Below are 22,610 nucleotides of genomic sequence, written 5' to 3' on the forward strand. Positions count from 1 at the left end.
TAACTACCGGATGTAGCGTTAACACTACCTGCTTCGGATCTCGATGAGGTCCGTATCGCAGTTCCCGGAGAGACGGAAGTGGAGAGGTGAGTCAGAGAGCGGAGTCGGAGCAGTGAGCATGACCTCGGCCATCATGCATGTGGTGGCGCTCTTGGTGCTGATTCTTGTCATCGGACTCACCGCGCCCCCGCGGGATCAGGATGACCACCCGTCCACTCTCGCTGAGGAGTGGGGCGAGGCGAGATTTCTCATCTATCGCATCCGACGCAGGGTGCGCTCGGCGTGGTCATGGGTGCTCCGCGTATGCGGATGGAAGCCTCGGGCCTGAGTAACTTCGTAGCGGAGGTGGCGCGAGCCGGACCGGTCCCGAGAGCCACCACCTCAAATCGAGGAATCGCGAGCGAAGGCCGCAGGAGGCCGGCGACGCTTGACGGCGCCGGGCCACCTTTTGTCCACGAGTCTCTCGGCGCGAAGCTCCAGACCGGCGTCGTTCGATGCTGCCGCGAGCGTCGAAAGCGCGTTCGCCAGATGCGCGGGGCCGGCGAGACGTGCCGCCTGGTCATCCGCCGCCAATTCGACGAGAAGTGTGGTTGCCCTTCGCAGCGCGCGCGCGGAGTGCGTTCTGGGGAGACAGAGAGCGTTGATGCGAGCGATTCGGGTGGCCCACGCATGGTGTTGCCTCAGGTGCGCGTACTCGTGAGCGAGGACGGCTTGCAACTGAGCGGAGGGGAGCAGTGACTCCATTCGCGTCGAAAGCAGGATCTCGGGCGGTCTGCCCGGTGCGGCGAAGGCGATCGGCTGATCCGATTCGAACCGGACCAGAGTGAACCCGCGTCGCTGTTCGCGGCTGATGGCGATCGGTGCCAGTGAATGCAGTGCCCCTGTCTCGGAGGAGAGCACCGGCTCGGCGGACACAGCGACAAAAGCGGCGATCGCGCCGAAGGCTCCCAAGCCCGCCCAGCCGAGGATCGTCATCAGCAGCGTCTCTGAACCGATTGGGGTGTGCGAGGCGGCGACGGCACCTGCAACGCCGATGATCAGTCCCGCGAGGGCCAGTCCGATGCCTATGAAGAAAGCCCCGAACCACACTGAGAGAGCTGTACGCGGGTGCAGAAGTTGCCAGCGTCCCACGGTGAGCAGAAGGGGTGCGAGGAGTGCGACCGTGATCGATGCGATGCCGCAGGCCAGCACAACCCAGAAGAGCATCTGCTAGCGCTTCGACGACTTCCGACCGAAGGCGGATTTCAGCAGCGCGACGTCGTCGTCGTCAAGCGTTCCGGCGAAGGCGAGCAGTGCCGCGTGGCGGTCTCCCGCGCGATCCAAGGCGGAGAGCATCGAATCGCTCGTGAAATCCTCTCCCGAGCGCGAGGCCTGAAAGCGCACCTTGCGGGGAGAGTCTCCCGAGCGGATGACCTGGCCCTTCTTCTCCAAGCGGGTGAGCGCTGTGAGAAGGGTCGTGTACGCGGGCACCGGTCCCGTGAAGAGGTCCTGCAGGTCGCGTGCGCTCATGGGATCCACGTGCTTCCAGAGCAGCCGCATGACCTCGCCCTCGAGCTCGCCTCGCTCTCGAGTTCTCTCTCCGGCCATGGCTCCTCCTTCCGACTGTGGTATGAGGTCCGAAACGGATTACTCTACAAACCTGGTAGCTACTGTATTACACCGTGGAGGATGTGCGCTGGTCCGGGGTGTACGGTTCGTCAAGGATCGAGCTTCTCGTCGCCGGAGTGATTCCCAGGGATGTCTGGATGTGATGATCCAGCTGTGCGGGGAGATCCATGTCGTCAGGACTCAGGATCAGTTGATACTGCAGTCCGTCCCACAGTGCGACGAGCCACACGGCGTCGAGCCGTGGATCCGGAGACCCGGAGTCGCTGCTTGCGATGAGGCCCTCGAAGTAGTCGATCGTGCGGGAGAAGCGATCGGTGAAGTAGGCGTGCGCCGGATGGTCGGGGTGAATGGCCTCGGTGGAGAGGACGGCGTACATGTTCACAAGCCCTCGCTCCACCTCCAGATCTCGGCGGGCCTCATTGCCGAGCTCCGCGAGTTCCGTGCGCGCATCCATGTCGCGCTGCCCTCGCCGATGAACGAGCTGCTCGTCTCTGTGGCGAAGCACCTCGGCGAGCAGACCCGCCTTGTGTCCGAAGTGGTGGAGAAGTGTGGACGTGGAGATGCCCACCTCGGATGCGAGCTGCCGGATGGTGGTCCCGTGGTATCCGTTGCGGGCGAAGAGCACGGTGGCGTCTTCGATGATCTGCCGCCGACGTGAGCGGCCACGCGCATAACCGAACTCGGCGGGTATCAGCGATGCCGGAGATACAGGGGAAGTGCGGGAGGAGGGCGCTGATGGCCGGGCGTGCGCCGGATCGAGGCACGCCTGGATGATTCGCGCGGGATCGAGCGACGGGAAGTAAGCCTGCAACACGAGCAAGCCCTCCCACGTGGCGACCAGCCCCTGGGGGGTCAGTACGGTCGAACTGGAGTCGCCGATGACCATGCTCTCGGCCGATTCGAGGAGTTGCCGATGGTGGCAGGCGCTGGAAGGTGGCGGAGATTCGGATGTCAATGCGAGGCTCAAGAACTGCACAGACATCGAGCAGTAGTCGGGAATCTCCATCAGGTTCGCCCACGAATCGGGACCGAGGGGCATTTGCCGCCCGGTCTCGACGCAGAACTCGGCTTCCACTGCTGTCATCAGTGCATCCGTCGAGCGGAAGTGGCCGAGGAGGCCAGGGCGTGTGATCTCCGATGCGGCTGCGACGTCCTCGAGTGAGACCTGTGCGCCGCCTCGTGAGCCGATCAACGCTCTGGCCGAGGCAAGAATCCGCCGTCGCGTCAGCGCGGTCGATGCGGCGCGGGACGAAGCGTGCTCGGAAGATCTCACCGTCTCATGATCGCACGCGTACTTAATCTACAAATAGTTCGATATTGACTTACGATCTGTTCGATTTTACGCTACTCTTGCCCGAGCCCACCCCCTTCGGGCGCGACCAAGGAGTCGACGATGACTGAACCCTCCACCACCACACCCCTCACCCGGACCGTGCCGGCCGGCCCCGTTTCTCCGGCCTACTTGCCGACGCTGGGTCTTGCCAACTTCGGCGTCTACCTGGCGCTGCTCACGCCGGTGTTCGTCTCATTGGCCTTCAAGCTCGAGCACATCACCGCGAACCGCGGCGAGTCGGTCGCCGCGCTCAGCCTCGTCATGGGCGTCGGCACGCTCTTCGCGATCATCTTCAACCCGCTCGTCGGGCGTCTGTCTGACCGCACCATGTCGCGCTTCGGTATGCGACGCCCCTGGCTGATACTCGGTGCCGTGGTCGGATTCGCGGCTCTCGTGACGATCGGTCTGGCGAGCGAGGTCTGGATGGTCCTCGTGGGATGGTGCGTCGCGCAGGCCGCCCTCAATGGCACGCTGGCCGCGTTGAACGCCACCATCGCGGATCGCATGCCGGTCTGGAAGCGCGGCCTCGCGTCAGGAATCATCGGGATCACCACGTCGCTCGGTATCCTGGGCGGAACGTTCGCGGTCAACTTCCTCGACTCGGATCTCTCGCGATTCGCGGTACCCGCGCTCATCGGTCTGGTGTTGACGGTGCTGTTCGCGATGCTGCTGAAGGATGGGGTGCGTCTCACGCCGCCGTCGACGAGCTACGGCTGGAAGGACTTCGCCGGATCCTTCGTCTTCAACCCTCGCAAGAACCCCGACTTCGGCTGGACCTGGCTCACGACATTCCTGGTGATGTTCGGTTACGCCGGTATCGCCACGTATCTGCCGCTCTATCTGACCGACAAGTTCCTCCTGACGGAAGCGGAGGCCATCACGGCCGTCCTGATCTGCAACCTCGCGGCAGTCGGCGCGCAGGCGATCTCCGGGCCGCTCGCGGGGTACCTCTCCGACAAGCTCGGGCGCCGGAAGCCGTTCGTCCTCGCCGCCGGCATCATCATGGTGGCCGGGCTCGTCGTTCTCGCCTTCGCGCCGACCGTCGAGATGGTGATCGTCGGTCAGGGACTGATCGGACTCGGCATCGGGTCCTTCCTCTCGGTCTCGCTCGCCCTGGCGACGCAGGTGCTCCCCGATGTCGAAGACACGGCCAAGGACCTCGGCGTCATCAACATCGCCAATGCGCTGCCGCAGTCCATCGCTCCGGCCATCGCGCCGGGAGTCATCGCGCTGGGCGCGGCGACCGCGATCGGCGGCTACTCGTTGTTCTACCTGGTCGGCGCGGCTGCCGCTTTGGCGGGCGCAGTTCTCATCTTCCGAGTCAAGGGCACGAAGTAAGGCGCACTCATGGATTCAGACAATCTGAGCATCGACGTACGCTTCCGCGACAGCAGTCTTCCGGTCGAGGAGCGGGTGGAGATCCTCCTCTCGCAGATGACGCTGGAGGAGAAGGCCGGCCTGTTCTTCCACGCCATGATCTCGATGGGGGAGGACGGTGCTCTCTCCGATGGTGATGAAGAGTTCGACCTCCCATCGAACGCGGAGTATGTGTCACATCGGCACATGAGTCACTTCAACCTCCTCACCGGAGGGTCGCCGGAGGCGATGGCGCGCTGGAACAATCACATCCAAGACCTGGCGCTCACCACGCGGCTCGGGATTCCGGTGACAGTGTCGACCGACCCTCGGAACTCCTACAGCGACAATCCGCTCGCCGGACTTCTCGCCGGGGCGTTCTCCGTGTGGCCGGAAGCCCTGGGGCTCGCCGCGATCCGAGACGAGGGCGTCGTTCGGCAGTTCGCTGACATCGCTCGCCAGGAATATCTCGCCGTCGGCATCCGTGTTGCTCTGCACCCGCAGATCGATCTCGCCACCGAGCCGCGCTGGGCGCGCCAGCTCGACACTTTCGGTGAGGACGTCGAACTGACGAGTCGGCTCGGTGTCGCGTACATCCAGGGCTTCCAGGGCGAGGCGCTCGGACGGGACTCGGTCGCGACGATGGCCAAGCACTTCCCGGGTGGCGGGCCGCAGAAGGATGGCGAGGACCCGCACTTCGCCTACGGACGCGAGCAGGTGTATCCCGGCGGTCGGTTCGATCTGCACTTGGAGCCGTTCCGTGCGGCGATCGCCGCAGGCGCGTCGCAGATGATGCCGTACTACGGCATGCCGGTCGGCACGGAGTACGAAGAAGTGGGCTTCGGGTTCAACCGCTCGATCATCACGGAACTTCTTCGCGAACAGCTGGGCTTCGACGGAATCGTCTGCACGGACTGGGGCTTGATCAACGACGCCACGGTGGAAGGCGAGCCCTTCCCCGCGCGGGCCTGGGGCGTGGAAGACCTCACTCCGCGGCAGCGGATGCGCAAGGCCGTCGATGCGGGCGTGGATCAGTTCGGCGGAGAAGCATGTCCCGCGATGTTGGTCGAGTTGGTGGAGGCGGGGGAAATCTCGGAAGCTCGGCTCGATGTCTCGGCGCGCAGGCTCCTCGCCGAGAAATTCGTGCTCGGTCTCTTTGACGACCCGTACGTCGATCCGGTGGAAGCCTCTCGTGTGGTCGGTGCGCCAGCATTCATCGCCGCGGGCCTCGCGGCTCAGCGTGCGTCGTTGACGCTGCTCACGAACCGTTCCGAGGGCGGGCGCTCCACTTTGCCCGCCGCAGAGCGACGGCGCTTGTACGTCGAGGGCATTCCCGAGGACATCGCTGCGGAGTACGGCACTCTCGTCGCCGATCCGCTCGAGGCGGACCTCGCCATCGTGCGTATCCATGCACCGTATGAGAAGCGGTCCACGGCCTTCGAGAACTACTTCCACGCAGGTTCGCTCGAGATGGATGACGAGACCGTGTCGCACATCGCGAAGCTGAGCGCATCGACAACCACGGTCGTCGATGTCTTCCTCGATCGTCCGGCGATCCTCACCCCGATCCTGGAATCGGCGGATGCTGTCGTCGCCAACTACGGGGCTCACCCGCGGGCGGTGCTCGACGTGCTGTTCGGTCGCGACGAGCCACGTGGGCGTCTCCCCTTCGATCTTCCGTCCAGCATGGCGGCAGTGGAGGCTTCGCGCTCCGATGTGCCGTTCGACACTGCCGATCCGCTGCTGCGCTACGGGCATGGGCTGAGCTACGGGGCGCGCTGACCCCGCCCCGCACGACGACCCCGTCCGCGTGATCAGATCACGCGGACAGGGTGCCAGCGAGAAGAAGCAGGAGCGGGATCGTCACGATGGCGAGCACGGTCTGGACGCCGGTGATCGCCGCCATGAGCCGAGTGTCACCGCCCATGCGCGATGCGAGGACGGTGGCGCTGGGTGCAGTCGGAACCGCTGTGATGAGAATGATGCTCGTGAGAGTCGCACCGGTGATTCCGAACGCCAGCGCGATGGACAATGCCGCGAGCGGCAGCACGACCAGCTTGAGGACAGCAGCGGTGCCGACATCGATCAGGTCTCGCAGGTGGAAAGTGAATCGCAGTGCGGCACCGGCGACCATGGTGCCGACGACGAGGGCGGGGGCCGCGATCATCTCGATCGTCGTCTGCAGGAGCGAAGGCATCGCGACGCCGCCCAGGTTGAGCGCCACTCCGGCCAGGCAGGAGAGGATGAGGGGATTCGATGCGAGGTCTCTCCACAGCGCGAAACTCCGTCGCTCGGTGTCGTGCTGGCCGAAGAGCGAGAGCGTCGTGACGCAGATCACGTTCACCAGCGGCACGACGACGGCGCTGGCGAGTGCGAACGTCGCCACTCCCTCTCGCCCCTGCAGCGCGGATGCGAAGACCAGCCCGACGTACGTGTTGATGCGGATGGATCCCTGGATCAGGGATGTGAGCTGGGGGCCATCCGCCCGGGTGAGGAGCGCCGCGCCGAACGACAGTGCGGCCACCACCAGTGTGGGAATGCCGACGCTGAGCGCAAGTGGACCCGCGGCCACGGCCGTGAGATCTGCGCCGCCGATCGACGTGAGGAAGAGCGCGGGAGTGAAGACCCAATAGCTCACCCACGACAGTCCCGACCAGAATCCGACGTCTGTCAGCACGCGTCGCCGAAGAATCAGGCCGCCCCCGAGGAGCAGGATGATCGGGGCGATCCCCGCGGTGATGACGTCCATCCCCTCACTGTGATGCAATGTGTCAATGCAGTTCAACCATGACAATATGACCGGCCCACTGCTCGCCGCGGATCTCGTGACCCTCGTGCGGCGGGGCTGGGACGTCGGCGCCGCGACCGCAGTCCTGGACGCCCACGAGATCCGGCGAGCAGAGCTGAACGAACGGGGCGGCGAGCAACTGCGGGAATGGGCGGATCAGATCGTCTCGGTGTTCCTCGCAGTCACCGTCGACGAGCGCTGCGGCGCCATCAATCGCCTTCTCGCGGCCGGCGCATCTCGTCCGTATCTCACGACGCACGACGGACTCCGTCCGCACCTGCACTTCGCCCCTGATGCCCAGGATGTCGTCGCACGGGTGCGTGCTGTCACCGCGGGCGGACTCGCGCTCTTCATCGTCGAGTCGGACGGGGCTCGGCTGGGCGCCTGCCAGCGGGATCGCTGCCCTGTCGTGTACGTGGACACCAGTCGCAATGGGCGGCGCTCGTACTGTTCGGCGAAGTGCGGCAACTACGACGCCGTTCGCCGTCACCGGGCCCCGGTCAGTCGACGGTGACCGGGGACACAGACTCCTCCTCGAGGCCGAAGAGGTGGGGTGGGACGGTCATTGCCCAGGCGTTCATGGCGTCGAGCACCGGGCGCAGCTGCATCCCCACCGGCGTCAGCTCATAGACGACGCGGGGAGGGATCTCGGCGTAGGCGGTGCGGGTCACCAGCTCGTGCGCTTCGAACTTGCGCAGTCGGCTCGAGAGCGTGTGCGCACTGATTCCCGGCAGAGCAGAGAGGAGCTCGTTGAACCGATGCGGCTTCTTGAGAAGCTCGCGCACGATGAGTGTCGCCCAGGGGCCGTCGAGCAGACTGAGGAACCGCGCGACGCCGCACTCCTGCAGTGAGCAATGATCGAATCTCATGGCCTCAGGATACGGCCTTCAGTGCGTGATCTGTACTTGATGCTTTCCGTGCAGCAGTGGCCTCTATGCCTGAGAGGTGCCGGCGGTGTGACGCGCAAACGCTGCGGCGAGATAGCGACCGGTCATGCTGTCCGCGGCAGCGGCGATCCGTTCGGGAGTTCCGGTGGCCACGATGCGTCCCCCGGCGACGCCGCCGCCCGGACCCATGTCGATGACGTGGTCGGCATTCGCGATCACGTCGAGGTCATGTTCGATCACGATCACCGTTGCTCCGCGTTCGAGTAGCCGATCAAGCACGCTCAGGAGCACGCGCGTGTCCAGCGGATGCAGGCCGACACTGGGCTCGTCCAGCACGAAGAGCGAACCGGACTGATCGCGTCCGAGTTCTGTGGAGAGTTTCAGCCGCTGCGCCTCTCCGCCGGACAGCGCGGGGGTGTCTTCGCCGAGCGTGAGATATCCGAGTCCGAGGTCGAGGAGGGTCTGCAACTTCTTCCGCACCTTGGGAAGGTCCGTCACGTAGGGCAGTGCCTGCGCAACCGAGAGCTCGAGCAGTGCGGGAAGCGAGATCGGGGGAGCATCGGATGGGGTTCGCCGGATCGCATGGCCCTCGGCGCCGTACCTGCTGCCGGCGCAGTCGGGGCAGGGAATGTCCACGTCAGGAAGGAACTGCACATCCAGGACGACTTGGCCAGTGCCCTCGCATCGTGGACAGCGCAGAGACCCGGTGTTGTAGGAGAAGTCGGCGGCCTTCAGTCCGCGCGACTGAGCATCGGGTGACGCTGCATAGGCCTTGCGAAGATCGTCCAGAGCTCCGCTGTACGTGGCGATGGTGGAGCGCACGTTCGTGCCGATCGGCGCGGCATCCACGACGTGCACGTGCGCGATGCCCGGTGCGATGAGGTCGAGGACATGTGCCGGGCGGCTCGTGTCGCCGACGAGCGACTGGAGCGCCGGCACCAGACTGTCCAACACCAGAGTGGTCTTGCCCGAGCCGGACATCCCTGTCACTGCGGTCAAGCGACCGCGAGGGATCGCAGTTTCCAGGGCTCGCACGGTGTGCAGTTCCCGCGTGCGCAATTCCATGCGGCCACGAGCGAAGACATTCTCTTCTTCGGCGCGGTCGCGCACTAACAGCGGCTCACGATCGGCGAGGAATCCGCCGATCAGCGACTCAGGCAGTGTGCCGAGCTCTGACACAGTGCCTGCGGCGAGAACAGTTCCGCCGGCAGCCCCTGACCCCGGGCCGATCTCGATCATCCAATCCGCCTCGCGGAGCACCTGCACATCGTGGTCGACGAGTACCACCGAGTTACCGTTCGACAGGAGATCGCGCATCACCCCGATCAGACCGTCGACATTCGCCGGGTGGAGTCCGACGGACGGCTCGTCGAGGACGTAGAGGACGCCAGTGGTCTCGTTGCGCACGGCTCTGGCCAGTTGCACTCGCTGTCGTTCCCCTGTCGAGAGGCTCGAGCTGGAGCGATCGAGGCTCAGGTAACCCAGACCGAGTTCGAGCAGTCGTGTCGCCATCTGCGTGAACTGACCGATGATCGACTTGGTCATCGTCTGCATCTCCTGCGGGAGAGTCGCGGGGATGGTCTGCAGCCACGGCATGATGTCGTCGAGAGACATCGCGGTCACCTCGGCCAGATTCCTGTCGGCGACGCGGGGGAGTCTCGCTGCGTCGCTCAAGCGCGTGCCCTGGCACGCCGAGCACGTCTGCGAAGTGATGAACCTGTTGACCCTGGCCAGCCCCTTCTCGCTCGCCGCATTGTCGAGCGCCTCCTGCACCGCGAGTCGCGCGTTGCGGTAGGTGAAGTCCAGCTCGAACAGCTTGCCGTTCTTGGAGCGCACGGCGATGTGCTTCTTCTCTTCTGGACCGTGCAGAACGATCTCCCGCTCAGCATCGGAGAGCTCTGAGTAAGGCACGTCGGTACGTACGCCGAACTCGGCGACGACCTGCGGCATCACGGTGAGGCCGAACATTCCCCATGGCGCAACTGCACCCGAGCTGATCGTCAGCGACGTGTCGGGCACGAGAGAACTGTCATCGACCGCACGTACGATGCCTGTTCCTGCGCAGGTCGGGCAGGCACCTTCCGAGTTGAACGCCAGGGATTCCGCGCCGGGTGGGTAGAACACCGCTCCGCACTCGGGGCAGACCAGGTCGAGATTCGCGGCGACATCGATGGTCGGCTCCAGCCGATGTCCGTTCGGGCACACATGCGAGCCGAGCCTGGAGAACATCACGCGGATCACATTCAGCAGTTCTGTAGACGTACCGAAGGTCGATCGAACTCCCGGTATGCCGGGTCGCTGGCGGAGGGCAAGCGCGGCGGGAACGTGGCGCACCGAGTCGACATCCGCGCGTGCTGCCTGGGACATCCGTCGCCGGGTGTAGGTAGAGAGCGCTTCGATATAGCGGCGCGAGCCCTCCGCGTAGAGCACCCCCATCGCCAGCGACGATTTGCCCGAGCCGGACACCCCGGCGATCGCGACCAGACCGCGCAGCGGTACGTCGACGTCGATGTTCTTGAGATTGTGGACCCGTGCCCCGCGGATCTGCACGACATCGGGTGATGCGGATCTAGGTTCGTCATGACCGGCGCTGCTCATCTGGTGTCTCCCTCAGATTCGACTCCCCTTCGACAGGGTCCGTGAGAACTGTATCGCCGGAGCCGATGTGGCCGTCGAGCACTCACGCGGCCCGGAGCACCCCGGTGGAGGTGAAGTCCTCGAGGGTGCGTTCGAACGGAGCGATGTCGATGTTCTGCGCTGCAAGCCACTCATCGTTGTAGTAGGTGGAGGAGTATCGGTCGCCCGTGTCGCAGATGAGGCTCACGATGCTTCCGGTGCGTCGGCTGGTCCCGAGACGCTGGACGAGTTGGAGAGTGCCCCAGATGTTCGTGCCGGTGGAGGCTCCGACGCGTCTCCCGATGATGCGGGATGCCCATCTCATGGTGGCGATCGACGCCGCATCGGGCACGGGAAGGACCTCATCGATCAGGTTCGGGACGAACGATCGTTCGACACGGGTGCGCCCGATGCCTTCGATCCGCGACGGTGTCGAGGTCACGTAGGAGATGTCGTTCCGGCGCCAGCCCTCGTAGAAGGCTGAGCCCTCCGGATCCACGACGGCGATACGGGTAGCGAGGCCGGTGAATCGGGCGTATCGCGCGATCGACGTGCTCGTTCCACCGGTGCCAGCGCCGACCACGATCCACTCCGGCACAGGGTGCTTCTCTCGGCGCATCTGATGGAAGAGCTCACTGGCGATATTGCCCTCGCGCCAGTTAGTCGCCTGGCTCGCGAATGTGAACTGATCCATGAAGTGTCCGCCGCGCTGGACAGTGACCGTCTGGGCGGTGCGGACCACGTCTGCGGAAGCTTCGACCATGAGTACCTGGCCCCCATGTCGCTCGATCAGCGCGATCTTCTCGCGACTCGTGGCGGCCGGGATGACGGCGATGAAGTCCAGCCCCAGGATCTGAGCGAAGTACGCTTCGCTGACCGCGGTGGAACCGCTCGATGCTTCAACGATCGTGGTCTGCGGGCCGATGTCGCCGTTGCAGAGACCGTGGGTGAAAAGTGATCGGGCGAGGCGGTGCTTGAGGCTGCCGGTCGGATGCAGGGATTCATCCTTCAAGTAGATGTCGATCTCTCGAAGCCCCGGAGCGTGGAAAGGGATGAGCGGGGTCCATCCGCTGCGCCCGGCTTCGGCGGTGAGGAGTTCCAGCGCATGAGTCACCCACCGTCGATCTGTTCGGCGCGGTCGGATGACATCGCTCGCATCAGTCGCACTAGTGATCGGGGACTCGCTGTACATCATGGTCTCGCTTCTCGCTTCTCGCTGTCGACGCGCCACGCACTCACGCTGCGCGCACATTCACAGTGTGAGCGCGGCGAGAACAAACGAGAAGCTAGAGAAGATGTGACATCACAAAGCTGAGCTTATGTATGGACGGCGAGAGCCATGGATTCGGCCGCCTCTCTCAGCGACTCGAGCACCCGCAGCACCGCCGGCTTCTGCCGCTGCGAGCGCAGGACGGTCGCAGTCACGTGACGGTGACGCTCAGGCAGCAGGGGGCGCGTGCGCAGCTTGGGGTGCTTCACGAAGGACTGGGTCATCCGCGGCATCATCGCGAGGCCCAGCCCGGCGACGACATAGCTCTGAACAGCGAGATTGTCGTCGGTGGTGATGTCGATGCGAGGCTCGAATCCGGCGACGGCGCAGGCGCTGACGAACTCATGGCGGCAACGGACACAGCCGGCCACCCAACGCTCGTCCCGAAGTTCGGCGAGTTCGATCTGTTTCCTGCGTGCGAGCGGATGGTCATCCCACAGCATCAAGACCATCGGCTCGTCGATCAGCTCGATCGACACGACGCTGTCTCCGATGTCCGGGACGGGCTGATCGTCGTATCGAAATGCCACCACCACGTCGTACTCGCCGCTTTCCAAACCGTCGAGCGATTCAGGTGGCTCCGCCTCGAACAATTCGATCTCGATGCCGAGATGGCGTGCCCGCAGCCGTGAGATCGCCGAGGGGATCAGCGTCGCATTCGCGCTCGGGAATGCGCACACGCGGACGCGGGCCTCCTTGAGGCGAGCGACCGCAGCGACTCGCTCCTCCGTGGCCCGAAGGTCGGTGATGAGGGATTCAGCGCGCGACGCGAGTACCTCACCCTGTTCGCTGAGTTTCAGTCCGCGGCCCTCGCGCGAGAAGAGGGTCGTCTTGAGTTCGCGTTCGAGTGCCTTCATCTGCTGGCTCACGCCTGGCTGTGTGTACCCGAGTTCACGCGCTGCTGCTGCGAAGCTGCCGAGTCGAACGACCGCGGCGAAAGTGAGGAGCTTCTGGGTGTCGAGCATGGCTGAAGTATAAGCAGATGTTTGACTAGCGCAAGTGAAACATGGTTTGCATTTGATCGTGCTCTCGTGATGATGAGAGAACCGCATCACCCGAGCGGTATCAGGAGCCCAGCGATCAGTTGTGCGAACGCAGGCCCGAGCTTTTCCAAGGAGAACGGAAAGATGGCTTCACAGACAACGACCCGCTCGCACGACCGCGGCATCCGGAGACGCGCCATCGGCGGCAGCGTCATCGGCACGGCCCTCGAGTGGTACGACTTCTTCCTCTACGGCACCGCCGCAGCCCTCGTGTTCAATACGGTGTTCTTTCCCACGCTGGATCCGCTCACCGGCACGCTTCTCGCCTTCGGGAGTTTCGCAGTCGGTTTCGTCGCTCGCCCGATCGGGGCGATCGTGTTCGGGAACTACGGTGACCGGATCGGCCGCAAGCGCATCCTCGTGATCACGCTGATGATCATGGGTATCTCGACAATGCTCATCGGTCTGCTCCCGGGCTATGACACGGTCGGCATCCTGGCCCCGATCACGCTGACAGTGCTGAGGTTCGTGCAGGGCTTCGGTCTCGGTGGCGAGTGGGGCGGTGCTGTCTTGATGTCTCTCGAGCACGGTGACCCGAAGCGCCGTGGTCTCGCGGCCAGCTGGCCGCAGATCGGTGTGCCGCTGGGACTGCTGCTCGCCAACGGCGCGCTCACCCTCATGCTCTGGCTGACCGATGATGAGGCGTTCCTGGCCTGGGGATGGCGCGTGCCGTTCCTTCTCAGCGCAGTCCTCATCGCGATCGGTCTCTGGATCCGGCTCAACGTCACCGAGTCGCCGGAGTTCGAGAAACTTGCCGCCGAAGGACACCGGGTTAAGCACCCCATCCTCGAGGTGCTGCGCACCCAGCGTCGTGAACTGCTGATCGCGACGGGGTCGCGCATCGGTACGGACGTGGCGTTCTACATCTTCGTTCTCTTCGTCGTCACCTACCTGACTCAGATGGTCGGCATCGAGCAGACCACGGCGACTCTCGTCGTTCTGGTCAGCGCGGCCACCATGATCCTCTTTATCCCGCTGTTCGGCGCGTTGTCGGACAGGGTCGGCCGGCGGCCCGTGTACATCGGCGGCGCAGTAGGTGCGATGCTCTGGGTATTCGCGTTCTTCCCGCTCCTCGAGACCCAGAACATCGCGCTGATCCTGCTGGCGGACTTCGTCGGGATGCTGTGCTGGGCAGCGATGTACGGGCCGCTGGCGGCGTTCACCACGGAACTGTTCCCTGCAAACGTGCGCTACAGCGGCGCCTCCCTTGGGTTCCAGCTCTCGGGCATCCTCGGTGGCGCACTCGCGCCGATCATCGCGGTCGCGCTTTACGGGCGCTTCGAGAGCTGGATCCCGATCGCCGCCTATGTCGCAGGCATGCTGATCATCACCATTGTCTCGGTGATGATCGCGCGGGAGTCCTCCCGTGACACTCCGACGCTCTCTGCGACGGAGGCTCGCGAATGATCTCCTCCCGGCACGCGGAGATCATCGAACGTCTCCGCGACGCGGGATACGCTCTCCCCGATGCGCCTCCCGCACCCCTCGGCGCATACACCGGAGCACTCGTCGCGGGAGATCTGATCTTCACCTCGGGTCAGCTTCCGCTGCGCGATGGAGTCATCTCCGCGACCGGAAAGGTCGGGGAGGGCAGCGGGCTCGTCAGCCTCGATGCCGCTGCCGGCCTCGCTGCCCAGTGCGCGGTGAACGCGATCGCCGCACTCCGGGGTGAGATCGGCGATCTGGGTCGTATCGCCCGCATCGTCAAGGTCACCGGTTTCGTGGCCAGCGACCCTGACTTCTCCGACCACTCGAAGGTGCTCGACGGCGCCAGTTCTCTCCTGAAGGCCGTGTTCGGCGACGCCGGAGTGCACACACGCTCGGCCGTCGGGGTGGCCTCGCTCCCGAAGGACAGCCCCGTGGAGGTCGAGGTCATCGCCCTTCTGCGCGCAGATACGGCCTGACACGCGACGCGCTGACACACACGACAGAGACACCCTGCTCGCGAAAGATCGCGGGCGCCGATACAGATAGGTGGAATACAGATGACGTGGGATGAGACTTACCCGGAGAAGTTCTTCGGACCGACAGAGGGAACGCTCCTCATCAAGAATCTGCGTGGGGTCGTCACCGGGCGGCTGGGAGACACGCTGCGCGAAGTCGAGACGGTGCTCATCAAGGGCGACCGCATCGTCGAGATCGGTGGTTCGGCCGATGCGGAGGCCGACGTCGTGATCGATGCGAAGGGCGCGGTCGCACTTCCTGGACTGTTCGACACGCACACCCACTTCTCGATCGGCGACTTCAACCCGAAGCAGAACACGATCGGCTTCATCGAGAGCTACATGCACGGAGGGGTGACGTCGATGATGTCCGCCGGCGAAGTGCACTTCCCCGGGCGGCCGATGGATCGCCATGGAGTGAAGGCGGTGGCCGTCGCAGCGAACCGCTCGTTCACCAACAATCGTCCCGGTGGCGTGCGCATCCACGGCGGGTCCCTGATGACGGGCCCCTACATGGAGCAGGAGGACTACGCCGAGCTCGCAAGTCAGGGAATCTGGCTGATGAAGGTCGGATTCGGCGGATTCAACGTCCCGAAGGATGCCGTTCCGCATGTGCGCTGGGCCCAGGAGGCCGGATTCGTGGTGATGTCGCACTCGGGCGGAGCATCCTCGGTTCCCGGCGTCGCGCCGATCACGGTCGACGACCTGATCGCGATGCGCCCGGACATCGCCGGTCACATCAACGGGGGAACGACCAGCCTCCCGGAGGCCGACGTCGAGCGCCTGGTGAAGGAGTCGGATGCTGCGCTGCAGCTCGTGCAGGCCGGCAATCTCTCCGCAAGCCTCAACATTCAGCGCATGGCGGCGGAACATGGCGCACTGGACCGGGTCATCCTTGGTTCCGACACCCCGTCAGGCACCGGCGTGATGCCGCTGGCGATCATCAAGACGATCGCCGAGCTGTCGTCGATTGGTGGCGTACCCGCGACGGACGTCATCGCCTACGCCACCAGCAACGCCGCCCGCGTTCTGCGCCGAGAGGAGGGCGTGCTGGAAGAAGGACGTCCTGCCGACCTGGTGCTGGTGCAGCAGCCGGTCGGCGGCCCGGCAGATCACCCGATCAAGGCCCTCAACCGGGGTGACATCACCGGGATCGCCGGCGTGATCATCAACGGGCAGATTCGTGCCCTTCGCAGTCGGAACTCGCCCGCTCCGATCCGCGAAGTCGAGGTCCAGTCGTACCGCTGATCTCACCGCTGAGATGAAAAGGCCGCTACAGCCCTCCTTCGGGGGTGCTGTAGCGGCCTCGCTTGTGCTCATCGGAGGGGGATCCCGGTTGGCGAAGAATGGTCGTCGACACGCAACCGCATCCTTCCCAGTCTCAGACGAGGGCTCGCAGCAGCACGACCGCAATGCCGGCGATTCCGAGCGCGGTCGTCACGGAGGCAATGACCGCCAGCAAGGTGCCATCCGGCAGCATTCGATCGTGATGGGACGGGATCGGAGTCGCTTCGCCGATGTCGCGCATCGTGCCTGTTCCTGTGCACGTCGGGCACGCCCCATCCGAGTTTGAACGGGAGCGACTCCACCCCTGGCGGTTAGAACTCCGCTCCACATACCGGTCGGATCAGATCTGGGTTCGCGGCGACGTCGGTCGTCAGAGACAGGCGATGACCTTTCGGGCAAAGGTGTGAGCCAAGCCGCGAGTACACGACCCGCAGGATGTTCAGCAGCTCCGTCGAGGTTCCGAACGTCGATCGCACATCGGGCACGCTGGTCCGCCGCCGTAGCGCCAACGCGGCGGGAATGTGCCGCGCCGAGTCTATATTCGCGCGCACCGAAAGGAACATAGGCCGGCGCGTGTAGGTGGACAACGCTTCGATGTACCGCCGGGAGCCCGCAGCGTAGAGAACCCCCACCGTAAGCGATGACTTCCTCTACCCCGAGACCCCGGCAATGGCGACAAGCTGCTGCGGCGGTACATCGACATCGACGCCACGGAGATTGTGCACTCACGCTCCGCGCACCTCGGTCGCCGACGGAGCCGCCACATCAGGGCCGTCGGGGTTTTCGCCGTCCATCGCACCTCCCAGCCGTCTACAGCCCGCGCATTCTCTCAATTTATCTTCCGTGTTAACTATATCCGCTAGGCTAGAACACCTGTCGCGGCGCTTCGTGACAGGTCAGCAAGTTCCCGCCAGGGGAGATGGGAGAAAGTCATGAGTATGCCCGCAATCGGTTCCGTGTCGTGGTTCGAGATAGGTAGTGAGAAGCCCGAGGAAGTTAAACAGTTCTACAGCGAGCTGTTCGGGTGGCGGTTCAAACTAAACACCGACCTCGCGGGGGTTGACTACCACGCCGCGATCACCCCGGGGGCGCCCGGCCCGGTAGGCGGGATCTTCGATCACGCTGGTCGTTTCGACGACTACGCCGTCTTCTATGTCCTCGTCGAGGACATAGCGGCGACGTTGGAGAAGGCCAAGGCGCTCGGTGCCGCGGTCACGATGGAGCCCGTCACCGATGCTTCAGGCGTGAGTTTCGCGCGTTTGCACGACGCGAAGGGTCATCACTTCGGCGTGTATTCGATGCCGGCCCCCGCCGTCTGAGCGGGATCGCCCGGGGGCGGGAACCATCGCCGTTTGCGAGGCTTTCCGCCCGCGCGGCTTCGCGTGCGCACTGCTGCTTTATGCCCGGCCAGCGGAGTTCTCCTGGGGCGCGGACCGCAGAAGCCGAAGGCCGGCCGCCATCCGGTCGAGTTCGACCGGACCAAGGACAGCGCCGAAGCGGCGGGCGAGTTCATCATCGAATACCGCGGTTGCTGCGTCGACCTTCCCGGTCCCCTCAGGTGTCAACACGATCAACACCGACCGACGATCTCTTGGGTTAGGAACACGGCGGCACAATCCCGCGAGCTCTATCCGGTCGATGATCTTGCTGGCCCCGCCTACCGTGATCACGAACTCCTCTGCCACGTCATGGACCCGCTGCCCGTCGCGATGCCGCAGCAGTTTCATGATCTCGAACCACGTCAGCGGCAGATTGCAATCCGAGCGCAGGCGCGCATCCAGCGCCGCCCACAACTCGGTCTCGAATCGCACCAGATCGTGGTACAGAACCTGCAAGTCGGTCATTCCTCGCCTCATTACCGTGTTGATCCGATCCGACATGGAGCAAGCATTGTTTCCATGGAATTTTCTACAAAAGAAACATTGTACTTCCGAAGGATAGCCTCATGACCACCACACCCGCCCCGATTGATTTTTCCATCCGAGTGCTCAGCGGACCGACAGTGCTGATCGAGTACGCCGGTCTCCGATTCCTCACCGATCCCACCTTCGACGGCCCGGGCGAGTACCCCGTGATGCCCGGCTACTCGATGACTAAGACCGGTGCGTCCCCGCTCGGCCCGAACGAAATTGGTCAGATTGACGCTGTTCTGCTCTCCCACGACGAGCACGACGACAATCTCGATCGCGGTGGCCGCGCCTTCCTCCCGCGAGCACGCGTCGTATTCACCACAGTTAGCGGCGCGGGCCGCCTCGGCGCAAACGCCCACGGGCTGGAGTTCTGGGACGAAGCCAGCCTCACCGCCCCTGGCGGTACCCTCGTGACCTTGACGGGTTTGCCGGCGCGCCACGGTCCGGAAGGGAGTGAGGCAATCTCCGGAGACGTCATCGGATTCCTACTTACCGCGCCGGGGCATCCCAGCGTGTACATCAGCGGCGATAACGCATCGCTGGACTACGTCCAGCAGATCTCCGACCGGCGCGCCCCTATCGACACGGCGATCCTGTTCCTCGGTGGAGTGCGTCACAAGCCCATGCTCGACGCACAGCTGGTTACCCTCGACAACAACCAAGCAACGTGGGTGGCACGGGCTTTGGGCGCTCGCCGTGTGATCCCTGCGCATTTCGAGGGCTGGGCACACTTCCAAGGAACTCGGGACGACCTCACCGACGCGTTCCGTGCTGCGGGCCTATCCGACAGGCTCGTGTACGCCTAGGCCGTGTTGATCAAGAGGCTGAGGCCGAGCGCGGCCAGGAATCCCATCCCTCGGGAAGGGCTCGGAGGATGGGTTTGGCCTCTTTGAGGCGCTGGGCAGGAAGATCTTGGGAGCGGGACCTTCCGGAGCTCGCGCCGTCGGGATAGGTGAAGGCGTAGTCGACCCAGGGGCGAAGTCCGCGTTCAATCGTCTCTCGGTAGTTGCCGCTGACGGTCGCGAACACTTGCTGCTCGAGTTCATCGGCTTCGGCCTGCCAGTTCGAGTCGCATGCGTCGCAACCGCAGACTGGGTAGTGGAAGTCGTGCAACAGGCCCGGGTGCATGTAGATCCCCGGGTAGGCGGTGAAAACCAACGCCAAGGAGGCGCACTTCGGATCATTGGGCCGTATCCGCACAGCGCGCACCACATCATGAAATGCGGGACGCAGCAGATCGCCCGCCGCCTCAACACCTTCATCGACCTCGACGTCGTACGTCTCTCGGAGGTGCGCGATCAGGGCATTGGCGACAACGTGGAGCGGTGCGAACCGCTCGGGATGTGTGTCGACCGAGTAGGTTTCCTCCGGAGGTGACTCGTGCCACCGATTCCCGTAGCTGATCACGGCACCGTCAGCATCGCGGAATACCGGCGCGTCGATCAAGGGGCGGACGTAGGAACTCATTGCGTCATCCTGCCTCATCCTTGCGGTCCCGTCCGGCCCGTGCTCAGGCCGGACGGGACAGGTCCGTCTTGATCCAGATCAGGGTGGCGGCGAGGGTGATCGCGGCGCGGTAACTGCGTGCGGTCTTGTATGAGCGCAGCGCGATGCCGCGCCACTGCTTGAGCCGGTTGAAGCAGCGCTCGACGACGTTCCGGCCGCGGTAGCGGGTCTTTTGCTGGTCGCCGAAGTTGATCGGCCGGCCCGGCTTCTTGCGACGGTGAGCGATCTGGTTGTCGCACTCAGGAATCGTCGCGGCGATCCCGCGGTCGCGGAGCCATGCGCGGTTCGCCTTCGACGGGTATCCCTTATCGGCGAGCAGCCGGTCGTGACGGGTGCGGGGCCTGCCCTTCCCGGAGCGCAACACGCAGCTGTCCTCGAGCACAGCGGTCATCATCGTCGTGTCGTTGACATTCCCGCCGGTGACCATCATCCCCAGCGGTGTACCGCGGCCGTCACAGACCAGGTGCAGCTTGGTCGTCAGCCCGCCACGGGAGCGGCCGATGCCGTGATCAGGCGGCTCGAAACACGGATTCTTGTGATTCGACAGAGCCCCCTGTGTCCCGCTGTAAAAGTCGCACCGTGCTGATGCACGCGCGCGATGGTCGAGTCGATCGAGACAATCAGTCGATCTTCCCGGCAGCGTCGGTCTGCTTCTGCACCTCGGCAAGCAGCTTCTCCCAGGTGCCGTCCTCGGCCCACCGATTGAACCGCTTGTAGATCGAGTTCCACTTCCCGAACCGTTCCGGCACGTCCCGCCACGGCGCCCCGGTGTGGTACTTCCACGCCATCCCGTCGAGAGCGAGTCGATGATCTGTCCACGGCCGCGACCGCCCGGTCACCGTCGGCCTCAACGCTTCCGTAACCGACCACACCTCATCAGAGATCTCCTGCCGCGTCACAGTTCAAGACTCACCCAGCCGGTGGCGGAACCAATTGATCAACACGGCCTAGCGCAACGATGCGCCGTTGCCGTCGTTGCAACTATTGAAGGCCGGGCGACGGTGGTCACAACTGGCTATGTCCAGGCGACGCCGGTAGGGAGACTCGCCGATCCAGCGCTGCGTCCTCGATTTGTACCCATGCGAACGGATCCACGGTGAACGTGCGGTCAGCGTGAGTGAAGGTGTGCGGGATGTCCCCATGGTTGAGGACGGTTAGCATGCCTCCTCGACGTGCGGCCTCGAGCCACGGAGACCCGTGAGAGATCTCCGGATCTATGCCTGCGATGCCGGCCGCATAGCGCACCAGTCCGGTCATGCCTGCGTCGTCCGGGATCGTAGCGATATACAGGGCATTTCCCCGGCCTGCCTTGTTGGCGGTCAATGCGGCTCTGCCCTCATTTCTTCCTGCTGTGAACCGTCCGATCACCGATGCTGTGGTGGGGTGGATGACCTCGGCGAGGTACTGGCCTTTGCCGCCTCCGCTGGGACCGTCGAACGGGGCTTCGCGCTCGCCGACGCCTTCTGAGCCGGTCGCAGAGGCGGGCTCTCCGGCGGACTTCGACGAGACTGCCGCGGGTGGTGGCACCAGGGCGCCGAACTCCTCCAGGCGGATGCCGAGCGTGCTGCTGAGGCGAGTCAGGAACCCGCCGTGGATGAACGCGTCGTCCTCGTCGACGACGTCCGAGAACGCGGAGACGAGAAGGGTCCCACCGCTGCGCGCGAAAGCGGCGAGGTTCTCTGCGCCGAGATCGTCGAGCAAGTACACGGTCGGCGCGATGACCAGCGCGTACGCGCCGAGATCGCTGCGCGGATGGACGAAGTCGATGGAGTAGTGCAGGCGGTGCAGAGCGTTGTACCACCGCTGCACCACCTCGTCATATCGGATACTGACCGGGTGATGACCGGAACCGAGAGCCCACCACGACTCCCAGTCGAAGACGAGCGCGATCCGCGCATGGCTGTCGGGAGCCGTCTCGGGGAGGGCTCGGAGCTGGGTGCCGAGCGCAACGACATCGCGCCACACCTGCGAGTCTGTCCCCACCTGCGGAACCATCGCCGAATGGAACTTCTCGACGCCTCGCTGCGATTGCCGCCATTGAAAGAACATGATGCCATCGGCGCCGTGCGCCACTGCCTGCATCGACAACGCCGCCATCTGGCCGGGCTTCTTGGGCGCGTTGGTCGGACGCCAGTTGACGGCGTTCGTGCTCTGTTCCATCAGAATCCATGGCACCCCGGGCTTGAGGGAGCGCATCAGGTCGCGGGCAAAAGCAGAATCCCGGAACGATTCCGGAAGATTGGGGTCGGGATAGTTGTCATCGGCGATGACGTCCATCTCTTTCGCCCACTTCCAATAGTCAGCCGGGGGGAAGGCGCCCATGAAGTTCGTGGTCACGGGCTGCATCGCGCCAGCGCTGCGGATGATGTCGCGCTGCATCGTGAACAGCCCGAGCAGAGCATCCGAGGTGAAGCGCTTGAAATCGAGCAGGTGCGCGGGGTTCACGCCGTACGTGGCCTTGCGCGGGGGGAGTATCTGCTCGAAGTCCGTGTAGATCTGCGACCAGAACGTCGTCCCCCATGCTCGGTTCAGTGCGTCGATGGTGCCGAAGCGCTCTTGCAACCACTCTCGGAACGCGCGCGCAGCGTGATTCGAGTAGTCGTAATGCAGGTGGCACCCCAACTCGTTGTCGACGTGCCAGAGCTTGACGGCGGGATGGGTGGCGTAGCGCGTCGCGATGGCCTCGACGAGCTCTGAGGCCAAGCGCCGGTAGTCCGGAGACGTCGGGGAGAAGTGTTGGCGCGCACCGGGGGAGAATACGGTGCCGTCGGCATCGTGGGGGAGCATCTCCGGGTACGCAGCTGTAGCCCAGGGGGGCGGCGACGCGGTTGCCGTCGCAAGGCCCGCGCCGATGCCGTTGCGGTGAAGCAGATCGAGGATGCGGTCGAGCCACCCCCAGTCGTAGTGGCCTTCGGCCGACTGGATGCGTGACCACGCGAAGATGCCGACGTTGACGAGGTTGACGCCCGCTTCTCGCATGAGTGCGACGTCTTCTTCCCACACCTCCTCGGGCCACTGCTCGGGGTAGTAGTCTGCGCCGTAGTACACGGTTTCCTCTCGAGT

The 22,610-nt window shown here is 64.5% G+C and carries 21 protein-coding genes and 2 pseudogenes; 9 read left to right on the forward strand and 14 right to left on the reverse strand.

Annotation, left to right across the window (positions count from 1 at the left end; translation table 11 throughout):
• Positions 1-118: 118 nt before the first annotated feature.
• Complete coding sequence (locus RQG77_RS04830) at positions 119-328, forward strand: hypothetical protein (RefSeq protein WP_091030006.1); 210 nt, start codon at positions 119-121, stop codon at positions 326-328.
• A 53-nt stretch (positions 329-381) separates the two neighbouring features.
• Here the strand turns inward: RQG77_RS04830 and RQG77_RS04835 are convergent, their stop codons facing one another.
• The 4 genes and pseudogenes from RQG77_RS04835 to RQG77_RS19370 all read right to left on the reverse strand — a co-directional run.
• Positions 382-1,206 (reverse strand): M56 family metallopeptidase, encoded by an 825-nt coding sequence (locus RQG77_RS04835; RefSeq protein ID WP_311243688.1) that lies wholly within the window; start codon positions 1,204-1,206, stop codon positions 382-384.
• Between the two features lie 3 nt (positions 1,207-1,209).
• Positions 1,210-1,587, reverse strand: a complete 378-nt coding sequence (locus RQG77_RS04840) for a BlaI/MecI/CopY family transcriptional regulator (RefSeq protein WP_311243689.1) — start codon at positions 1,585-1,587, stop codon at positions 1,210-1,212.
• A 67-nt stretch (positions 1,588-1,654) separates the two neighbouring features.
• The gene (locus RQG77_RS04845) at positions 1,655-2,692 is read right to left on the reverse strand and encodes a TetR/AcrR family transcriptional regulator (protein ID WP_311243690.1); all 1,038 of its coding nucleotides are present in this window, start codon (positions 2,690-2,692) and stop codon (positions 1,655-1,657) included.
• Positions 2,693-2,881, reverse strand: a pseudogene (locus RQG77_RS19370) (helix-turn-helix domain-containing protein); the annotation flags it as partial.
• Between the two features lie 120 nt (positions 2,882-3,001).
• Between RQG77_RS19370 and RQG77_RS04850 the strand changes: the two are divergent.
• Together RQG77_RS04850 and RQG77_RS04855 are read left to right on the forward strand one after the other, a co-directional pair.
• Positions 3,002-4,279 (forward strand): MFS transporter, encoded by a 1,278-nt coding sequence (locus RQG77_RS04850; RefSeq protein ID WP_091029993.1) that lies wholly within the window; start codon positions 3,002-3,004, stop codon positions 4,277-4,279.
• A 9-nt stretch (positions 4,280-4,288) separates the two neighbouring features.
• Complete coding sequence (locus RQG77_RS04855; RefSeq protein WP_194764940.1) at positions 4,289-6,079, forward strand: glycoside hydrolase family 3 protein; 1,791 nt, start codon at positions 4,289-4,291, stop codon at positions 6,077-6,079.
• 37 nt (positions 6,080-6,116) lie between these two features.
• Here the strand turns inward: RQG77_RS04855 and RQG77_RS04860 are convergent, their stop codons facing one another.
• Positions 6,117-7,046, reverse strand: coding sequence for an AEC family transporter (locus tag RQG77_RS04860; RefSeq protein WP_311243691.1), 930 nt, complete (start codon positions 7,044-7,046; stop codon positions 6,117-6,119).
• Positions 7,047-7,092: 46 nt separating this feature from the next.
• On the opposite strand from RQG77_RS04860, the gene RQG77_RS04865 reads away from it, so the two are divergent.
• Complete coding sequence (locus tag RQG77_RS04865; protein ID WP_311243692.1) at positions 7,093-7,599, forward strand: CGNR zinc finger domain-containing protein; 507 nt, start codon at positions 7,093-7,095, stop codon at positions 7,597-7,599.
• Here the strand turns inward: RQG77_RS04865 and RQG77_RS04870 are convergent.
• From RQG77_RS04870 to RQG77_RS04885, 4 genes are all read right to left on the reverse strand, one after another.
• Positions 7,586-7,954, reverse strand: a complete 369-nt coding sequence (locus RQG77_RS04870; protein WP_091029980.1) for a helix-turn-helix domain-containing protein — start codon at positions 7,952-7,954, stop codon at positions 7,586-7,588. The genes RQG77_RS04865 and RQG77_RS04870 overlap by 14 nt on opposite strands.
• A gap of 63 nt (positions 7,955-8,017) precedes the next feature.
• Positions 8,018-10,570, reverse strand: coding sequence for an excinuclease ABC subunit UvrA (locus tag RQG77_RS04875; protein ID WP_311243693.1), 2,553 nt, complete (start codon positions 10,568-10,570; stop codon positions 8,018-8,020).
• Positions 10,571-10,652: 82 nt separating this feature from the next.
• Entirely contained in the window at positions 10,653-11,702 is a 1,050-nt protein-coding gene (locus RQG77_RS04880; protein ID WP_311243694.1) for a PLP-dependent cysteine synthase family protein, read from the reverse strand.
• 203 nt (positions 11,703-11,905) lie between these two features.
• Entirely contained in the window at positions 11,906-12,910 is a 1,005-nt protein-coding gene (locus RQG77_RS04885; RefSeq protein WP_311243695.1) for a LysR family transcriptional regulator, read from the reverse strand.
• Positions 12,911-12,985: 75 nt separating this feature from the next.
• On the opposite strand from RQG77_RS04885, the gene RQG77_RS04890 reads away from it, so the two are divergent.
• The 3 genes from RQG77_RS04890 to RQG77_RS04900 all read left to right on the forward strand — a co-directional run bounded on the left by RQG77_RS04890 (position 12,986) and on the right by RQG77_RS04900 (position 16,092).
• A complete protein-coding gene (locus RQG77_RS04890) occupies positions 12,986-14,308 on the forward strand; it encodes an MFS transporter (RefSeq protein WP_311243696.1) in 1,323 nt (440 codons plus the stop codon).
• Positions 14,305-14,805, forward strand: coding sequence for a RidA family protein (locus RQG77_RS04895; protein WP_311243697.1), 501 nt, complete (start codon positions 14,305-14,307; stop codon positions 14,803-14,805). The genes RQG77_RS04890 and RQG77_RS04895 overlap by 4 nt, the downstream gene beginning before the upstream one ends.
• Positions 14,806-14,886: 81 nt before the next feature.
• Positions 14,887-16,092, forward strand: a complete 1,206-nt coding sequence (locus tag RQG77_RS04900) for an amidohydrolase family protein (RefSeq protein WP_311243698.1) — start codon at positions 14,887-14,889, stop codon at positions 16,090-16,092.
• A gap of 133 nt (positions 16,093-16,225) precedes the next feature.
• Here the strand turns inward: RQG77_RS04900 and RQG77_RS04905 are convergent, their stop codons facing one another.
• The gene (locus tag RQG77_RS04905) at positions 16,226-16,372 is read right to left on the reverse strand and encodes a hypothetical protein (protein WP_311243699.1); all 147 of its coding nucleotides are present in this window, start codon (positions 16,370-16,372) and stop codon (positions 16,226-16,228) included.
• Positions 16,373-17,069: 697 nt separating this feature from the next.
• Between RQG77_RS04905 and RQG77_RS04910 the strand changes: the two genes are divergently transcribed.
• Complete coding sequence (locus RQG77_RS04910; protein WP_311243700.1) at positions 17,070-17,450, forward strand: VOC family protein; 381 nt, start codon at positions 17,070-17,072, stop codon at positions 17,448-17,450.
• Positions 17,451-17,528: 78 nt separating this feature from the next.
• Here the strand turns inward: RQG77_RS04910 and RQG77_RS04915 are convergent, their stop codons facing one another.
• Positions 17,529-17,975, reverse strand: a complete 447-nt coding sequence (locus tag RQG77_RS04915; protein ID WP_311243701.1) for a MarR family transcriptional regulator — start codon at positions 17,973-17,975, stop codon at positions 17,529-17,531.
• Between the two features lie 101 nt (positions 17,976-18,076).
• Between RQG77_RS04915 and RQG77_RS04920 the strand changes: the two genes are divergently transcribed.
• Positions 18,077-18,847, forward strand: a complete 771-nt coding sequence (locus RQG77_RS04920; protein WP_311243702.1) for an MBL fold metallo-hydrolase — start codon at positions 18,077-18,079, stop codon at positions 18,845-18,847.
• A 10-nt stretch (positions 18,848-18,857) separates the two neighbouring features.
• On the opposite strand, the gene RQG77_RS04925 is transcribed toward RQG77_RS04920, so the two are convergent.
• From RQG77_RS04925 to RQG77_RS04935, 3 genes and pseudogenes are all read right to left on the reverse strand, one after another.
• Positions 18,858-19,508: a DUF6226 family protein gene (locus RQG77_RS04925; protein WP_311243703.1), complete on the reverse strand. Its 651-nt coding sequence runs from the start codon at positions 19,506-19,508 to the stop codon at positions 18,858-18,860.
• Between the two features lie 43 nt (positions 19,509-19,551).
• A pseudogene (locus tag RQG77_RS04930) lies at positions 19,552-20,446 on the reverse strand (IS5 family transposase).
• A gap of 106 nt (positions 20,447-20,552) precedes the next feature.
• Complete coding sequence (locus RQG77_RS04935) at positions 20,553-22,595, reverse strand: beta-galactosidase (RefSeq protein WP_311243704.1); 2,043 nt, start codon at positions 22,593-22,595, stop codon at positions 20,553-20,555.
• Positions 22,596-22,610: the final 15 nt, after the last annotated feature.

The sequence above is a fragment of the Microbacterium sp. WCS2018Hpa-23 genome (assembly GCF_031843845.1).
Lineage (GTDB): Bacteria > Actinomycetota > Actinomycetes > Actinomycetales > Microbacteriaceae > Microbacterium.

Bases quoted from the DNA above. Each gene is read 5' to 3' on its own strand.
- RQG77_RS04845 (WP_311243690.1), bottom strand. From the start codon at position 2,692: ATGACAGCAGTGGAAGCCGAGTTCTGCGTCGAGACCGGGCGGCAAATG.
- RQG77_RS04925 (WP_311243703.1), bottom strand. From the start codon at position 19,508: ATGAGTTCCTACGTCCGCCCCTTGATCGACGCGCCGGTATTCCGCGAT.
- RQG77_RS04870 (WP_091029980.1), bottom strand. From the start codon at position 7,954: ATGAGATTCGATCATTGCTCACTGCAGGAGTGCGGCGTCGCGCGGTTC.
- RQG77_RS04865 (WP_311243692.1), top strand. From the start codon at position 7,093: ATGACCGGCCCACTGCTCGCCGCGGATCTCGTGACCCTCGTGCGGCGG.
- RQG77_RS04885 (WP_311243695.1), bottom strand. From the start codon at position 12,910: ATGCGGTTCTCTCATCATCACGAGAGCACGATCAAATGCAAACCATGT.
- RQG77_RS04840 (WP_311243689.1), bottom strand. From the start codon at position 1,587: ATGGCCGGAGAGAGAACTCGAGAGCGAGGCGAGCTCGAGGGCGAGGTC.
- RQG77_RS04895 (WP_311243697.1), top strand. From the start codon at position 14,305: ATGATCTCCTCCCGGCACGCGGAGATCATCGAACGTCTCCGCGACGCG.
- RQG77_RS04915 (WP_311243701.1), bottom strand. From the start codon at position 17,975: ATGACCGACTTGCAGGTTCTGTACCACGATCTGGTGCGATTCGAGACC.
- RQG77_RS04905 (WP_311243699.1), bottom strand. From the start codon at position 16,372: ATGCGCGACATCGGCGAAGCGACTCCGATCCCGTCCCATCACGATCGA.
- RQG77_RS04835 (WP_311243688.1), bottom strand. From the start codon at position 1,206: ATGCTCTTCTGGGTTGTGCTGGCCTGCGGCATCGCATCGATCACGGTC.
- RQG77_RS04875 (WP_311243693.1), bottom strand. From the start codon at position 10,570: ATGAGCAGCGCCGGTCATGACGAACCTAGATCCGCATCACCCGATGTC.
- RQG77_RS04830 (WP_091030006.1), top strand. From the start codon at position 119: ATGACCTCGGCCATCATGCATGTGGTGGCGCTCTTGGTGCTGATTCTT.
- RQG77_RS04860 (WP_311243691.1), bottom strand. From the start codon at position 7,046: ATGGACGTCATCACCGCGGGGATCGCCCCGATCATCCTGCTCCTCGGG.
- RQG77_RS04890 (WP_311243696.1), top strand. From the start codon at position 12,986: ATGGCTTCACAGACAACGACCCGCTCGCACGACCGCGGCATCCGGAGA.
- RQG77_RS04910 (WP_311243700.1), top strand. From the start codon at position 17,070: ATGCCCGCAATCGGTTCCGTGTCGTGGTTCGAGATAGGTAGTGAGAAG.
- RQG77_RS04900 (WP_311243698.1), top strand. From the start codon at position 14,887: ATGACGTGGGATGAGACTTACCCGGAGAAGTTCTTCGGACCGACAGAG.
- RQG77_RS04920 (WP_311243702.1), top strand. From the start codon at position 18,077: ATGACCACCACACCCGCCCCGATTGATTTTTCCATCCGAGTGCTCAGC.
- RQG77_RS04850 (WP_091029993.1), top strand. From the start codon at position 3,002: ATGACTGAACCCTCCACCACCACACCCCTCACCCGGACCGTGCCGGCC.
- RQG77_RS04855 (WP_194764940.1), top strand. From the start codon at position 4,289: ATGGATTCAGACAATCTGAGCATCGACGTACGCTTCCGCGACAGCAGT.